This window comes from Sedimenticola selenatireducens DSM 17993 (assembly GCF_000428045.1).
Taxonomy (GTDB): domain Bacteria; phylum Pseudomonadota; class Gammaproteobacteria; order Chromatiales; family Chromatiaceae; genus Sedimenticola; species Sedimenticola selenatireducens.
Genome location: NZ_ATZE01000029.1, coordinates 28,504 through 43,941, shown reverse-complemented (window position 1 = coordinate 43,941; position 15,438 = coordinate 28,504). Strand labels below are relative to the sequence as shown.

Annotated in this window: 13 protein-coding genes and 1 pseudogene; 4 read left to right on the top strand and 10 right to left on the bottom strand. The window is 54.8% G+C overall.

Features of this window, described 5'->3' with window-relative positions; translation table 11 throughout:
• Positions 1 to 161, top strand: a pseudogene (locus A3GO_RS26230) (IS5-like element ISCARN85 family transposase); the annotation flags it as partial.
• A gap of 308 nt (positions 162 to 469) precedes the next feature.
• On the opposite strand, the gene A3GO_RS0117540 reads toward A3GO_RS26230, so the two are convergent.
• From A3GO_RS0117540 to A3GO_RS0117505, 10 genes are all read right to left on the bottom strand, one after another.
• Positions 470 to 742, bottom strand: a complete 273-nt coding sequence (locus tag A3GO_RS0117540) for a ComEA family DNA-binding protein (RefSeq protein WP_029134510.1) — start codon at positions 740 to 742, stop codon at positions 470 to 472.
• Between the two features lie 137 nt (positions 743 to 879).
• Positions 880 to 2,145: a lipid IV(A) 3-deoxy-D-manno-octulosonic acid transferase gene (waaA, locus tag A3GO_RS0117535; protein WP_029134509.1), complete on the bottom strand. Its 1,266-nt coding sequence runs from the start codon at positions 2,143 to 2,145 to the stop codon at positions 880 to 882.
• 23 nt (positions 2,146 to 2,168) lie between these two features.
• Positions 2,169 to 4,130, bottom strand: a complete 1,962-nt coding sequence (locus tag A3GO_RS0117530) for a polysaccharide biosynthesis protein (protein WP_029134508.1) — start codon at positions 4,128 to 4,130, stop codon at positions 2,169 to 2,171.
• Positions 4,131 to 4,311: 181 nt separating this feature from the next.
• Positions 4,312 to 4,686: an MBL fold metallo-hydrolase RNA specificity domain-containing protein gene (locus tag A3GO_RS26780; protein ID WP_335340060.1), complete on the bottom strand. Its 375-nt coding sequence runs from the start codon at positions 4,684 to 4,686 to the stop codon at positions 4,312 to 4,314.
• Positions 4,683 to 5,522 carry an MBL fold metallo-hydrolase gene (locus tag A3GO_RS26775; RefSeq protein ID WP_335340059.1) on the bottom strand — a complete coding sequence of 280 codons (840 nt, stop codon included), beginning with the start codon at positions 5,520 to 5,522 and terminating at the stop codon, positions 4,683 to 4,685. The genes A3GO_RS26780 and A3GO_RS26775 overlap by 4 nt, the downstream gene beginning before the upstream one ends.
• A 45-nt stretch (positions 5,523 to 5,567) precedes the next feature.
• Positions 5,568 to 5,762: a hypothetical protein gene (locus A3GO_RS26605; RefSeq protein ID WP_245621776.1), complete on the bottom strand. Its 195-nt coding sequence runs from the start codon at positions 5,760 to 5,762 to the stop codon at positions 5,568 to 5,570.
• A 198-nt stretch (positions 5,763 to 5,960) separates the two neighbouring features.
• Positions 5,961 to 6,539: a sugar transferase gene (locus A3GO_RS0117520; protein WP_029134507.1), complete on the bottom strand. Its 579-nt coding sequence runs from the start codon at positions 6,537 to 6,539 to the stop codon at positions 5,961 to 5,963.
• Positions 6,540 to 6,647: 108 nt separating this feature from the next.
• Positions 6,648 to 8,339 (bottom strand): glucose-6-phosphate isomerase, encoded by a 1,692-nt coding sequence (gene pgi / locus A3GO_RS0117515; protein WP_245621775.1) that lies wholly within the window; start codon positions 8,337 to 8,339, stop codon positions 6,648 to 6,650.
• Positions 8,340 to 8,485: 146 nt separating this feature from the next.
• Positions 8,486 to 9,151, bottom strand: coding sequence for an NAD-dependent epimerase/dehydratase family protein (locus A3GO_RS0117510; RefSeq protein WP_245621774.1), 666 nt, complete (start codon positions 9,149 to 9,151; stop codon positions 8,486 to 8,488).
• Positions 9,152 to 9,384: 233 nt separating this feature from the next.
• The gene (locus A3GO_RS0117505) at positions 9,385 to 10,299 is read right to left on the bottom strand and encodes a glycosyltransferase family 2 protein (RefSeq protein WP_051302563.1); all 915 of its coding nucleotides are present in this window, start codon (positions 10,297 to 10,299) and stop codon (positions 9,385 to 9,387) included.
• A 482-nt stretch (positions 10,300 to 10,781) separates the two neighbouring features.
• Here A3GO_RS0117505 and A3GO_RS24380 point away from each other — a divergent pair, with 482 nt between their 5' ends.
• From A3GO_RS24380 to A3GO_RS0117490, 3 genes are all read left to right on the top strand, one after another.
• A complete protein-coding gene (locus tag A3GO_RS24380; protein WP_169720421.1) occupies positions 10,782 to 12,089 on the top strand; it encodes a glycosyltransferase family 2 protein in 1,308 nt (435 codons plus the stop codon).
• A gap of 68 nt (positions 12,090 to 12,157) precedes the next feature.
• Positions 12,158 to 13,354, top strand: a complete 1,197-nt coding sequence (locus A3GO_RS0117495; RefSeq protein WP_029134503.1) for a rhamnosyltransferase WsaF family glycosyltransferase — start codon at positions 12,158 to 12,160, stop codon at positions 13,352 to 13,354.
• The gene (locus tag A3GO_RS0117490; RefSeq protein ID WP_029134502.1) at positions 13,351 to 15,390 is read left to right on the top strand and encodes a hypothetical protein; all 2,040 of its coding nucleotides are present in this window, start codon (positions 13,351 to 13,353) and stop codon (positions 15,388 to 15,390) included. Before A3GO_RS0117495 ends, A3GO_RS0117490 begins: the two co-directional genes overlap by 4 nt.
• The last annotated feature ends 48 nt before the right edge of the window (positions 15,391 to 15,438 follow it).

Here is a 15,438-nt window from a genome sequence, read left to right as displayed (position 1 = left end):
GTTCATCCCGATGGCACTGGAGCGTTAAAAAAAACGGTGAACAATCTATCGGTAAATCGCGAGCCGGATGGACAACCAAAATTCATATGGTTGCAGCCGGCGCACAAACGGCGGTGACATTTTCTCTGTCGCCGGGAAATGCGGGGGATGCCCCGGAAGGTGGTCTACCTCGCAATCATGGACGCATCAAAAAAATGGACAATGCCGATCAGAAATTGGAAGGCTGCACTGAACCGGTTTATGATCGAGTTTGAGGACCGCATCAGCGACTATGTATAACCCCGGCGGTTACACAGAATTATTTACACCCTCCGTTTTTCATGTTCTTCATCCATTTCGCACTAATTACAGATGCGCTAATTAGCGTTAACAGGCCCTAGTCGAAGACGTAACCCGACAATCGAAGTTGATCGCAACACAAAAAAAGGGCGCCACCTGTATGGGCGCCCTTTTTTTACTTACTACCGTACTACTTACCCGGCTCGCCGATCAAAATATTTTCCCGGTTGGCCGCGACGGTCTTCTCACCAATACCCTTGACCATGGCCAGATCATCGGCCGTTTTGAAGGCACCGTTTTGCGTTCGATAGGCCACGATAGCCTGGGCCTTGGAATCACCGATCCCCTTCAATTCGGTGGCAATCTGCTCTGCTGTGGCAGTATTGATATTCACCTGGCCGGCCGAAAGGACGGCGGACGCCAACAGCAAAGCGGTACCAACTAACAATTTAAAACGCTTCATTTATACACTCCTTGTAAGAACATCCCATCAAAAGAGATGACATCCTAGTCGTTTAACGACTTCAGTTATAGCGTCATTCAGGAAAGCCTGGGTAGGAATTTTCTTATTTCAGAGTCCGCCAATTGCCACAGCAAAGATCAACCCGCTTCCAGGTATCCGCTAATGATATCGAACAGCCTGTCCAGCGCGCCACGATTGGCCTCAACCACCCGCAGTCCGTTCTCGCCAAAGCGCGCGCGCAGGCTGGCATCAGACAACCACTCAATAATCACTTCTGCCAACGCCTCGGTGTTAGTCACCTCAAGCGCGGCGCCCTCGACCAACAGCATGCGGCTGATCATGGAAAAATTGAACATGTGGGGACCGAACACAACCGGTAGCCCAAGGGCCGCCGGCTCCAGCACATTGTGACCCCCGGTCGGCACCAGGCTGCCGCCCACGAAGGCGACATCCGCCGCCGCCAGGAACAGCGTCAGCTCACCCATGGTATCACCCAGCAACACCTGGATATCCGGGCCACAGGACTCACCCGTTGTTCGCCGCGCCGATGTAAACCCTTCCCGCTGACAGAGCAGGGCCACCTTATCGAATCGCTCCGGATGACGCGGCACCAGCACCAGCAGCGCTTCAGGCAGTGCCCGCAGCACCTTGCGATGAGCGTCCAGGATCTGCTCATCCTCTCCTTCCCGGGTGCTGGCTGCCACCCAGACGGGACGCCCCTCCCAGGTACGGCGTAGCGCCTCGCCCTGCTCCTTCAGGCTCGCCGGCAGGCGGACATCGAACTTGATGCTGCCGGTGACGCGGACCCGGTCCGACCCCAGTCCCAGACCAAGAAAGCGCTCCGCATCCGCCGGCGACTGGGCAGCCACCAGACCGATACGACCGAAGGTCTCCCGTGTGAACGGACCCAGCCGTGCATAGCCCCTGGCGGAGCGCTCCGAGAGACGGGCGTTGGCCAGGATAGTGGGTATGGAATGCTGCTCGCACAGGGCCAGCAAATTGGGCCAGACCTCGGTTTCCATCATCACCAGCAGCCTTGGCTGCAGGGTCTTCAGAAACCCCTTGATGGCAAACGGCAGATCGTAGGGGAAATAGGCATGGATCACCGAATCGCCAAACAGCCGCTTCACCCGGTCAGAGCCGGTAGGTGTGGTGGTGGTGAGCACAATGGGAATACCGGGGAATTGTTCCTGCAAACGCCGCACCAGCGGTTCAGCCGCCTGGGTTTCGCCCACCGAAACCGTGTGCAGCCACAGACTCTCTTTCAATACATTAAATGGCAGCCAACCCAGGCGCTCAGGTATACGTCGCCGGTAGTCGGGATTCTTCAAGCTCCGCCAGAAGAGACGGAGCAGAACGATAGGGAACGCTAGGTAGAGAAAGAAGGTATATAGTGCTCTCATGTTGACGGCTAGGCTACCCGCTGCTAGCTACCACTGATCACGCCCTGTTCCACTATAGACTGCTGCTCCAGATAGACCCAGTCCACAATAGATTGATCTGGCTGGTAACCGGGGACCATCTGCTTCAACATAACCTTGATTACATCGACATCATTCGCATCCAACGCAACAACCAGGGCACTCAACTTCTCTTCGAGCAGTGCCCAAGGCAGAAAATCATCGTGCGCTTTCATGATCCTTGGATGAGAAGTGACCCCGGGGTTGTCACCAATCAGGAGTTCCTCATAGAGCTTTTCGCCCGGCCGCAAACTGGTGATCTGAATCTCAATATCACCTTCAGGATTATCCTCGTCCTGCACTGTCAGGCCCGATAACTCTACCATACGCCGGGCAAGATCCATGATCTTCACCGGCTGTCCCATGTCCAGCACAAAAACGTCCCCTCCTTTTGCCATGGCTCCTGCCTGAATAACCAATTGGGCCGCCTCGGGAATTGTCATGAAATAACGGGTGATATCCGGGTGAGTCAGGGTAATGGGGCCGCCATCCCTGACTTGCTGACGAAACTTGGGGACTACCGAGCCCGAAGAACCGAGCACATTGCCAAAACGCACCATGCAGAATCTGGTGAATGAAGAGCGGGCCGCCAGTGCCTGCAACACGATTTCCGAGAGCCGCTTACTTGCACCCATGATGTTGGTGGGCCGTACTGCCTTATCGGTACTGACAAGAACGAAGTCTGCCACACCCTGCTCCATCGCCGCCCTGGCGGCGGCCAGGGTACCCAATACATTATTTCTGACACCCTCGGCAGGATTGTGCTCTACCAGAGGAACATGCTTGTAGGCGGCCGCATGGTAAACGGTATGCGGTCTCCAGGTAGCCATGATCTCCCGCATCCGCACCTCATCACGTACCGAGGCCAAAAGAGGTATCAGGATAATCCCCTTTTCGTCCTGAGCGGACAATCGACCCAGCAACTCCTGGTGAAGATTATACAAGGCAAATTCACTCTGCTCGACCAATAACAGTGTTGCGGGAGAAAGCTTGATGATCTGTCGACAAAGCTCACCACCGATAGAGCCGCCTGCACCCGTCACCAGAACGATCTTATCAGTCACGCACTTACCCAGCAGGATATGATTTGGAACAACCGGCTCACGCCCTAGCAGATCATCAATATCCAGCTCCCTGATATCCGAAATAGTGACCTTGCCCTGCGCCAAGTCATCCAGGCTTGGTAGGGTACGCACGGCCACGTGGTAATTCAGCATCTGCTCCAATATCTCGTTTCGTCTATTACGCTGAACCGACGGCAATGCCAAAAGCACATCGGTCATGCCATTGGATTCTATCAGCCCGGGCAGATCCTCCGGCGAGTACACAGGCAATCCATTGAGGATATGGCCATGCAGCCGATCATCATCATCCAGAAAACCGGTCACCCGCAGATCGGTACTATTCGCCATCGCATTGGCAAGCTGCCGTCCGGTTATTCCAGCGCCATAGATCAGGGCCTTCGGCAGGTCCGCCATTCGCAGTTGGCTCTGGTACATCCCGCCAAGCCAGTAGCGCGCCAGAATGCGCGATCCAGCCACGGTAAACAGCAGCAACAGGGGCTGAATCAAACCGATCGTCCGGGGAATACCGTCAACACCGATGAGCGTAAAAACAGATGAGAACAGCAACCCATAAATCGCCACTGCCCTGGTAACCGTTAGCAAGGCGGGCCACCCAGAATAACGAAATATGGCCCGGTACAGTCCCGACACGATAAAAATCGGTAGCGCCAGCCCCAATGAGGCAACCACCACCCAGGTCGGTTGGCCGGCCAGTGATACCCATTCACCTAGCCGCAAATAGTATGCCAGCCAGACTGTCAACAGGCAGAGACTGGCATCCACTGTCAGCGCGATAATCCGCTTCACATAGCGCGGCAAGGCAAGCACCGGTAGTGCGGTACGATTATGAAATGATTCCAGCATTAATATCTCATCTGTCCATTATAGTGCCGTTGACGGCATATAGCGCTTATCCATGCAGGCGCTTCAGGTGGCCTGGGTTGAGTGGCAATCTGTCGAATCGCCAAACCGGCCCCGGCTATCCCCTTCATGGGTAACCAAAGAATGAAAAATGGACTAACCAATATAAAAAATCAATGGCTTGCTAAGCAATTCCGACAGCGGTCCCGGGCAGCAAGCGTTGCAACCGGCGCCGCAGTTCCCGCTTTGCCGCCTCTTCCCCATGTACCAGGCGAATCTCTCGTGGGCGCTGACGAATACCCTTCACAAAACGAATCAGATCGTCCTGATCAGCATGGGCGGAATATCCATCCACAGTATGCACCCTGGTGCGTATCGAAAAACGCTCTCCATCCAGATCGACGTAACCACCCGCAGGACCATACTTCTGGATAATCCGCCCTGGAGTAGCGGTAGCCTGGTAGCCGACCAACAACACGCTGTGACGCGGGTCACCAAGCATCGATTTCAGGTAGTTGACCACCCTGCCGCCGCTGCACATGCCACTGGCTGCAATCACCACCGCTGGTGTCGTCCGCTGCTTGCCAGGTAGGCGACCGTCTGCCGATGCTCATCATGGCTCTCCACCGTGTAGAGTTGTTCGAAATTCAGCGGATAACGCCCGCTATTGACGCGTCTGCGCGCCTCATTGTCCCACAGATGGCGTAGCCGGAGATAGCAGTCAGTCATTTTCGCTGCCAGGGGAGAATCGACAATGACCTCCAGATCACTCCAGCACATACTGCCCGTCAACCGCCGACCACCCATGCGATGAATCAGGCTCTCCAAGTCATAGAGCAGCTCCTGGGTCCGGCCAATCGAGAAGGCGGGAACCAGTATCGTTCCACGATTGACCAGGGCGTGTTCAATGGCGTGCCCGAGACGCATCTGGCGCTGAGTCCGATTTTCATGCAAGCGGTCACCGTAGGTGCTCTCAAGAACCAGCAGATCAGCCCGCCAGGGAGGCCTCGGCGCAGGCAACAGTGGCGTATGGGAGGCGCCCAAGTCGCCGAAAAAGACCACCCGGTGGTTCCTTTTGGCAAGCGCATTCTCCATACTTGAACTCTCAACCTTGAACTCCACATAGGCCGAACCCAGGATATGGCCCGCGGGATGCAGCTTGACAGAGACCCCCTGCGTCACCGAGCGCCACTTTTTATACGGCAGCGCAACCACTTGGCGCCAGATCTGCCCAAGAAAACGCTTAATCAGGGAAGCATTGCGGTTCACCCCAACCTTCAACGCATCCTCCGGCACCAGCGGCGGAAGCAGCGCCGACGCCTCGCTGCAGTAGATTGGCCCGCGAAATCCGGCCACAAGGAGATAGGGAATACGCCCCACATGGTCAATATGCACATAGGTCACCACCTACCCCAGCAAATCATCCACAGGAAACTCGATCTACAGCCCCTCTCCGGAGACACCTCGCACCGATTGATCCGCCCCCTGGAACAGCCCGCAATCGACAAGCAGGGAGCGGCCATCAGCCAGCCGTAACTCATGGCAGGAGCCGGTCACACCAGTGACAGCACCGTGATGATGGACGGAAAATGTGCCATTCGCGGTTGAAGAGCCGCATTCACCTTGCAAATCCATAACTGTTTTTTGATCCACTTCCGTGTTTGAAACTTATCCTATCCTGACGACGAGTTTACCATGTTTTTCACCCTGTCCGAGTTATCTGTTGCATAAGGAGGGTGTTTTTTGTAGGAGTTGCTTTAGCTGCGATACCATCACGCCACCAGAATGAGCCATCGCGGCTGAAGCCGCGCCTACGGGAAGATCCGTGCCGAGTCAGTGTGAAACACCTGCACGCCGTAGCACACTTAGTAGAGTCAACCACAGAATCCTGAGATCAAAAGCAAGCGACCGCCTGCGTATATACTCCTCATCCAGCTTGACCTTCTCGGGGATCGGCAACTCATCACGACCATTTACCTGCGCCCAGCCAGTCAGGCCAGGGATCAACCTATGAACCCCGGAGGCACTCCTCAGGGCTATCAGATCATCCTGGTTGTACAGTGCCGGACGCGGCCCGACAAAGCTCATATCACCCGTCAGAATACTCCACAACTGGGGCAACTCATCCAGGCTGGTCCTGCGTAAAACAGGGCCCAGCGGGGTCATGCAGTGTTGCGGATCCTTGAGCAGATGGGTGGCTACTGCGGGTGTATCCACATGCATCGTCCGGAACTTGGGCATACGAAAAATTCTATTCTCGCGCCCAACGCGGTCAGACCAGTACAGAACCGGTCCGGGTGAGGTCACTTTGATCAGAACTGCCAGTAAAACAAGCGGAAGGCTGGCCAGGCCGGTTACCACTCCCAGCAGCAACAGATCAAGCATTCGTTTGGCCATGTCATAGCAGGACATTACTCAACACCTCCCAGGCACCGCCGGCTTTCTGCCCGACCGCAATCCAGACCCCCGCCCGGCTCCATATGGATATCAAAAGTTCCTTTACAGCCTCCCCGAGCTGACTCAGGAGGTACCATACCTGCGGTACCACCGGATATACTCCGCCGTGGATTGGTCAAAACCATCCAATTCAACTTCTCCACGTAAGGCAGGCTGTAGGCATTCGGCAATCTGCTTGCCAAACTCAACACCCCACTGGTCGAACGGGTTAACCCCCCAGATAACTCCCTGAGTGAAGGTTTTATGCTCATAAAACGCCAACAATAACCCGAGATGATAAGGGTCCAATTGGGGCAGCAGTAGCATTGTGGAGGGCTGGTTACCCGGCAACACCTTGTGCGGCAGCAGCCTGGCTATTTCATCATCAGCGTAGCCGGCGGACTCAAGATCCATGCGCACTTCTGACGCAGTCCTACCGAATGCAAGCGCCGTAGCCTGTGCAAAACAGTTTGCCAACAGCGACTCCTGGTGACCAGACAAAGGGAAATTGCTCCGGGCGCTAACAATAATTTCACAAGGTACAAGCCAACTTCCCTGATGTAGCAACTGAAAAAAGGCATGCTGCCCCTCAGGGCCGATTTGACCCCAGATAACCGGACTGGTTCGATAATCCAGGCACTGGCCAAGAGTACCGACACTTTTACCATTTGACTCCATTTCAAGTTGCTGGAGAAATGCCGGCAGAAAACGTAATAATTCACAATAAGGTAAAATCGTACGGGTTTGTGCGCCGAGAAAATTTGTATTCCATATATCCACCAGAGCCATGAGCACGGGCAGATTTCCTGCCAGTGGAGCCTGCATGAAATGCTGATCCATCTCCTGCGCGCCTGATAGCAACTGCTCGAAACGCTCCATGCCAGCTGCAAGCGCAATAGTGATGCCAACGGCAGACCAGAGGGAGTAGCGACCACCCACCCAGTCCCATATGCGGAATATATTCGCATCACCCAATCCCAACTCCCGGGCATAGTCCGGACAGGCCGTCACAGCAACGCAGTGCCTGGAAAGCACGGTCTCTCTCTGCCCCTTGAATGCGGCACACAGCCAGTCGCATGCGGATGCGGTATTGAGCATCGTCTCGCGGGTGGTAAATGATTTACTCGCCAGCACAAAAAGGGTTGTGCGCGGATCAAGCGAATCCAGCAGAGGGGCCAGACTTGCGCTATCGGGGTTCGAGACAAAATGAAATCTCAGCCGCGGATGCCGCGAAGCCGCCAACGCATGCACCACCAGCTTTGGCCCAAGCACTGAACCACCGATACCAATATTCACAACATCGCGAATTGTATCACCGGAAAATCCACGCCATTTTCCATTACGCACTTGGTCTGAAAACGAGCGCATCCTGGCACGCTCTTCCCTTATGTCAGGCATCACGTCGAGCGACGACGACGGAAACGCACCCGGCCCCAGATAGCGTAAGGCGGGATGGAGCACCCTGCGATCTTCACTGCTATTGACCTTGGCGCCGGCAAACATACGATCACGACAGGCTGCCACCCCTGCCGTTTGCGCAAGGTTTTGCAGCAGGCGGAAAGTCTCCAGACCGAGCCTTTGCCGTGAAAAATCCACCCGCAGTCCTTCAACCTGGAAGGACAATTTTACAGAACGGTCCGGATCAGCCTGAAACCAATCGCGCAGGTGGCGATCTTTTATCGTTTCCCGATGTTTCAGCAAGGCTTTCCATGCCGGACTCTGTGTAATACACTCGGCTTGCTGCTGGTTTTCTGTGGTAGCACCTGTACCGCTCAACAGAACACACCCCGACTATTATCGTAAACTAGAAAGCGTTTCATCAGGAAACCTTTGGATTTTCCACAGTCGGTCAGCGTCAACCACGACAGCCCCCCCGGGCAACGGCAATACAGAGATCGGGATAAAGAGCAGTTCCCCCGAACTCATGGCGACACATCATCCGAAGAGAGCGTGAAAACCCGCGGATTGAAGCCAAACCGGTGCCTGGCATCCTCATGATCGAAAACCAGGTCACTGTTCATGCGCTGAATCATCTCTATCGACCAGTGGCGGTACTTGGAAAACAGCCGCAGGGATATCATCACCAGCTGAAACCCCCACAAGGGAACAACAACAAATCGGCTTTGCCGCTGTAGTGCCCGAAATATCCGCTCAACCATCTCGCGATAGGTGATCACCTCACCCCCGGAGATATTAAAGGCCCAGCCAGCCACGTCGCTTTGAAAAAGAGCGGAAACACAGGCCTTGGCAACATCATCGGCATGGACTGGCTGACGCAATCCACCGGCACTGCCCAGAAGCGGAAAAAAACCGAAGCGCCGTATAAACCGGGCAATTTCGGTTATATTCCTGTCTTGGCCATAACCGTAGATCAACGTTGGCCGCAAGACGATCCACTCCACACCCTGCGTATCTGCCCACGCCTGCACCTCGACCTCCGACTCGGCAAGCCGCCTGGCCAGATCCTTTTCATAACGGCTTGAGGAGTTGCACTTGGTAAACTGGCTGGTTGATGAGAGCACCACGATACGTCGAACGCCATAAGACTCCAGCAGGGCAAAATGGTCCGGTAGCGCCCAGATTGGCATCAGTGCAACCCACCAGGCCAGTATTTCATCGGCAGGCACGGGAGCAAGTGGTAAAGAGTTCCTGTCAGGCAAACCGCGCCAATCAATCCCATCCGCATCCGCGCGCGCCTCCGGAGTGCGCGAAAAAGCGACCACCCGGCAGCCAGAGACACGCAATTCAGGTAAAAGCGACCGCCCTACATAACTGGACCCACCTAGAACCCCAACAGAGCGGGGACAAGCTGCGGAAGCTATCACTGTTTCCTATGCACCATCTTAAACGAAGCCACCATGGCAAATCTCACCCACACGCCGACCGCTACCAGACCCATCAGGCCATAGGGGTACTGGTGTCGAAAAAATTTACGATAAAAGCGCAACATCCCCTTGTGTTTGTGCCATTCTACAAAAATGGGCCTGGCACGACTACAGGCACCCAGCATGTGCACCACCCGGGCTGAGGGAACAAAAAGGATTTTCCAGCCGCCGGCGCGAAACCGCATACACCAATCCAGGTCTTCGCAATGCAGAAAATAGTTATCATCCCACTCCCCGACATCGGAAACCGCTTCACGTTTCACCATCATGCAGGCGCCTGATATCGACTCCACTTCAACGGCTTCCTCCGGCAATGGCAGTTTATGCAGGTAAAAATCATAGAAAATGCGCGGCCATCGGTACTGCAAACGGTACAGACCAAACGCACGCACAAACGAACGCCAGGGTGTCGGGATGGCGCGCCGACCTCCACCCTGCTCGCTGCCATCGGGGTTGACCAGCAGCCCACCGACCATGCCGACCGCAGGATCGCCAGCTATCGCCTTGCAGAGATGCTCAACAGCCCCCTCGTCGAGCTGGCTATCCGGGTTCAAAAAAAGAACTAATTTCCCTTTTGAGTGCGCAAGACCGATATTGCAGGCTGCCGCAAACCCGAGATTTGCAGCATTTTTTATAAACCGGATTTTCCGCTCTTTCGCAAACCGCGCCTCGCACTCAGCCAGACTCAAATCGCTCGACGCATTATCCACTATCAGTAGCTCATCGACCTGATGCCGGGCGGACTGAATACACGCCTGCAATAGCGAACCTGAATTATGGTTGACTACAACCAGCGATACCCTACCGGTCCCATCTACGCTCGCCACCTGGTCTTTACTGGCGGTTGTCATCTATCCGCATTTCACCCTATTTAACATATTTTTTCCGTCTCCGGACCCGGCCCGGAATCCGCCATCATGACCATCGACACAATCGGCTATCCGGAGGACCGGCAACATGCCCATCCGGGAAGAGGGAGAACCGTGGGAACCCCGCACCTTTACCTCGCATCCTAAACGCGCATCAAGCGGTTTCCCACGGCCCCGTTCTGTCACGATACCGATAACCGCTGACGACGCCATGCCGAACGGTGCCCCATCCCGATAATGATTCCACAAACACCGCAGCGCCCGACCAGGGCCATCCCAGACGGCAATTCCCTTTTTGCAACAAGGACTTCCACGGCCGGTGAGTATACCTTAACCACCCCCTGGAGTTAACGATTTTGTGACCTTTGGCACACGGTATTAGCCCGCTTATCATCTCTATGATACCATCCGGCAGCCCGCTCAAAAGGGCACCACTATCCGAAAACATGACCTCCGCCAGCCCAATGAACCAGCAAACAGAAAGTGGCGACCCAATCGTTAGCATCATTATTCCTGCGTATAACCACCAGGAGCATGTCAAGGAGGCCATAGAAAGCGCGCTGCAACAGAGCTGGCGGGAGATCGAAGTCATCATTATCGATGATGCATCCAGCGACAATACCTGGGACGTGATCACGAGCCTGGCAGACCCCAGAATCAACGCGACACGCAACCAGACCAATCTAGGCGCGCATGCAACCCTGAATCTTGCAATCGGCAGATCACGGGGAAAGTACATAAGCATCCTGAACTCCGATGATCGCTATCACACCTCGCGCATCGAGCAACTGGTATCAGTGGCAGAGCAGGACAATAGTTGCGTTTTTTTTGCATTCTCCAACACTGAGTTCATCTATTCTCAAGCCACCCCGGGCATAGCTGAAGAGCGCATTCGCCTTCACCGGCAACTCCTGGCATACTGCGATACCCTGGCCCCGGAAGCGTGGTTCCTGGCCGGGAACCCGGCTATCAGCACATCCAATTTCTTTTTCTCCCGAACCCTTTTTGACAGGGTCGGACCATTTCAAGCACTGCGTTATACTCATGACTGGGACTGGGCCGCAAGATCCCTGGAGTACACCCAGCCGGTGTGGCTGAAGGAACCGCTTGTCTACTACCGGATTCATAGCGGGAACACCCTGGCCGAAGGCGACCACTGGCGCCACATTCATGAGAATTCGTATATCCAGTCACGGGCTATTCAGCAGAGCGGGGAGTCGGGTAATAACGACGACCTGGAAAACAGTTCCAGAACCTGCCAGCACCTGCTCCACAACGACAGTCTGCACCCACTCTCGCTACTCTGTTTCTTGATCGCCCGCCTCCAGGGCGTCAGTGACAACGATCTTCTACAGCAGTGCAGTCCGTCTGCGGATCATGCATGGTGGCTGGAGAAACTGGCCAAAGAGAACCAAATATCGGGTACACTTTTTCGCTCGCTGAACGCTCTTTTCGAACAGGCGAACACTATTGAAACCCTGAAAAAACTGGTCAGGGAACGCTGGAATGCGATGCAAAACATGGAGAACATGATCACACACCGGAACCAGACAATCGAAACACAAAAAGAGTTACTTGTTGAAAGGCTGCAAGCGATCCACAACATGGACGCCATGATCAAGGAGCGAGACCAAAGACTTGACGCAAAAGCCGAAGAGTACCAGACCCTGCAAACCAGGCATGACAAGCTGTTCCAGGATTACACAACGCTCAATTCAAGTCGCGCAATCCGTCTGGCACGTTTTCTCGGCCGCCTGATTCCAGGACGATAAAAGGCCGCTCAAAAGTGACTCACCCTACATCAGAACAGATCGCCAGGCGCGAACACAAGGTTTAAAACATGGCTACAATCGCATGGCTTGTACCGGGATTACTTGAAGGCTCCGGTGGACACAGAACCATACTTCAACACGCTGATCACCTGCAGCGCTCAGGTCATGAATGCATACTCTACATGGAAAACAAAGGCGCCGAGAGCAGCCATCGCCTGAAAAGCGAAATCAACCGGATTTTTGGTTTTGAGTTTTCCGATGTTCGTTCAAGCTGGTCTGATATCGAACCGGCCGACATGATCTTCGCGACCATCTGGTACTCTGCCAAGGTGGTCCGCGCACTACCGTTTCCCTGCACCAAGTGCTATTTCGTGCAGGACTACGAGGCTTGGTTCAATCCCATGGGTGATGGCTTCCTGCTGGCCGAAAACTCCTACTGTTATGGTCTGCATCCAATCACGATCGGCAGGTGGCTACCGGCCAAGCTGAACCAGCAACACAGGGTACTAGCAAATTACTTCGATTTCTGCGCCGACCTCAATATCTACAAGCCGCTTCCGGCTGTAGAAAAAGAGAGGGCAATCTGTTTTATTTACCAACCGGAAAAACCGCGTCGCTGTGCACGCATCGGACTGGAGGCACTGGGCATCGTAAAGCGTCACCTGCCTGATGTAACGATATATCTCTATGGCTCCAGGGAGAAACAGAATATCTGGTTCGAGCATACCAACCTTGGACTGATTGATCTGAAATCCTGCAACGAACTCTATAATCGATGCCAGGTGGGGCTCTGTATAAGCGCCAGCAACCCGTCACGCATACCCTTCGAAATGATGGCAGCAGGTCTTCCGGTGGTAGAGATACACCGTGAGAATACGCTATATGATTTTCCCGATGACGCCATGCTGTTGTGCGAACAGACACCAGAAGCAATCGCAACCGGCCTCATGGAGTTGTTATCTTCAAGTGGCAAGGCGGCCGCTATGGGACAACGTTGCATCGAATTTATGAAATCGCGCCCTATCAATCAGGGACTGTCCCAGTTCCTGGATACGGTAACCGAACTGCTGGCAGGCGACCCGGTTTCGCCGACCGAGCCGACACCGCTCTATCGACAGGAGGCGGTAAAAGCCGACCTGCAATTATGTCCGGCCGACAAAAGTCAATCCCAGGCGCACGACATCGGCCGACTGGCATTTCTACCCCCGTTTCCACGCAAGGTCGCGCGCTTCATCTACCATCGGCTGCGCAGGGCACTCCTGTGAATCAAGCGCAGCGCCGGACAGTGCTGACAATTGATATCTGGGACACCCTGCTCAGGAGGGAGTGTCATCCGGACTGCGTCAAGCTGCACGTCTCCCGTTACCTGCTGACACTTTATGGCAATCTGCTGCCTGAAGAAAAACGCGATGCCTGGACACTCATGCGCCAGCGACAACTGGCGGAAAAACATATTGGGAGCGAGGCCAAAAACGCCGGGCTGGATGACGAGTACAGCCTGCTTGATGTTTATGATCGCTGGCTGGACCTGATCGGTATCACGCAGATTACCCGAGGATCGCCGCAGCGCAGCGCACTGATCGAGTCGATCGCCAGCATCGAACTGGAGCAGGAGCAACGGGTCACTTATCCCGACCCGACGATCCGCACAACCATTGAAGAGATCGAGGTTGAGCAGCGGATGTTCCTGTCAGATTTTTACATGCCGGCAACACAATTGCGCGCCTTACTGGATCACCATAGACTGAGTGAACTGGTTCCCAACGGCTGGTCATCATGCGATATCGGTTACAACAAACGGTCTGGAAGACTGTTCACTCAGGTCCAGGGTGAACTCGGTATTCAGCCACAGCAGCATATTCATATTGGTGACAACCCAAACGCCGACGTCTTTGCCGCAAAAAAACTGGGCATTGAGGCCATTCACTTCCAACCGCAAGCGGAGCACAACAAGCGACTGCAACACGCGCGTGCATTCAACGCACGACAGGCTGCCCTGGAGAAAGCCTCTGCAGACTGGACAAACGAAACTGTTCAGGGTGAAACACCCCATCCGGCATACCAGTACGGTCGCCAGACCTCACTTCTATGGATCGGTTTCATTCTGCATATCATGCAGCATGCCATCACCGACAAAGTGGAACAGCTGTTCTTCTTCACCCGTGAAGGGGAGTTCTTTCACCGCCTCTACCAAAAGCTTGCCGCCGAGGATCCCATCGGTATCACGCCACCTCCCGCCCAGCTACTTGAAGTGAGTCGTATCGCCACTTTTTCAGCCTCATTAAAACAGGCATCCAGTGACGAGCTGATGCGCCTGTGGAGCCAGTACAGCATACAATCTCCGCGTGCGCTTTTTGCATCACTGGATATTGAGCCGGAAGCGTTTCAAGAGGCACTTGATAGACTGGGTATGGATATCGACACCCCGATCCAGCTCCCCTGGAAAGACCCGCGCATGCAAAACTTCCTGCAACAGCCTGAGACACAGCAGCGACTGAATGCGCATCTTGGCAACAAGCGGGAGCAACTCCTCGGTTACCTGCAGACCCACGGTATCGACAGTGACAGCAGTCGCAACCTGGGCATTGTCGATATCGGATGGCGCGGCAGCATTCAGGACAACCTAGCACACACCCTGCCAGAAATAACCTGGCATGGCTACTATCTTGCGCTGAACAGGTTCCTCAACCACCAACCGGGCAACAGCAGCAAAAACGCCTGGGCGACAAACCTGAACGTGAATAATCGATTCGCCGAACTGCTGGATTCCGTAGCGCCATTTGAGATGCTATGTAACTCACCCAATGGCAGCGTCACCGGCTATCAAAGGACAGCCCGGGGGGTCCAGGCAATACGCCTTGTCGATCAGCAGGAGAACCGTGTCTTCGAGGAGAGCATCCGCCACTACCAAGCCGGTGTAATCGACAGCATTGCTTTCTGGGCCAGGCTGATCCGCATCCAGGCATACAGCGCGCAGGAGATCAGGCCCTGCGCCTTGAAAATGTGGCACGGGATCATCAACACGCCCCCCGCCTTCCTGGCCCACGCCTACTTCAGGCTCAACCACAATGAAACATTCGGCGCCGGCGGGTTTTCAAACAAGGCGCAAAGCGTCAGTACCTGGGATATCCTGAGATCGCCCTATTCAACAAAACACCGCGCAAGAACCAGAGACTATCTGCGGGAAATCGGCTGGCTTCCCGGCCTGTACGCAAATCCGGGGATCAGCACATCATTCAAACTTTCCCTTCGTATGATGGTGAAAATGCTGTGGCTCCGCAACCGCCTTCTCAGACGATAACCGTTCCTGCGCCGGCACTGGATCTGAAGCGTGGCAGGGCGGGCACGT

Coding starts and splice junctions, on each gene's coding strand:
- A3GO_RS0117540 (WP_029134510.1), bottom strand. CDS start 742: ATGAAGCGTTTTAAATTGTTAGTTGGTACCGCTTTGCTGTTGGCGTCC.
- waaA (WP_029134509.1), bottom strand. CDS start 2,145: ATGAGAGCACTATATACCTTCTTTCTCTACCTAGCGTTCCCTATCGTT.
- A3GO_RS0117530 (WP_029134508.1), bottom strand. CDS start 4,130: ATGCTGGAATCATTTCATAATCGTACCGCACTACCGGTGCTTGCCTTG.
- A3GO_RS26605 (WP_245621776.1), bottom strand. CDS start 5,762: ATGGATTTGCAAGGTGAATGCGGCTCTTCAACCGCGAATGGCACATTT.
- A3GO_RS0117520 (WP_029134507.1), bottom strand. CDS start 6,539: ATGTCCTGCTATGACATGGCCAAACGAATGCTTGATCTGTTGCTGCTG.
- A3GO_RS0117510 (WP_245621774.1), bottom strand. CDS start 9,151: ATGCCAATCTGGGCGCTACCGGACCATTTTGCCCTGCTGGAGTCTTAT.
- A3GO_RS0117505 (WP_051302563.1), bottom strand. CDS start 10,299: ATGACAACCGCCAGTAAAGACCAGGTGGCGAGCGTAGATGGGACCGGT.
- A3GO_RS24380 (WP_169720421.1), top strand. CDS start 10,782: ATGAACCAGCAAACAGAAAGTGGCGACCCAATCGTTAGCATCATTATT.
- A3GO_RS0117495 (WP_029134503.1), top strand. CDS start 12,158: ATGGCTACAATCGCATGGCTTGTACCGGGATTACTTGAAGGCTCCGGT.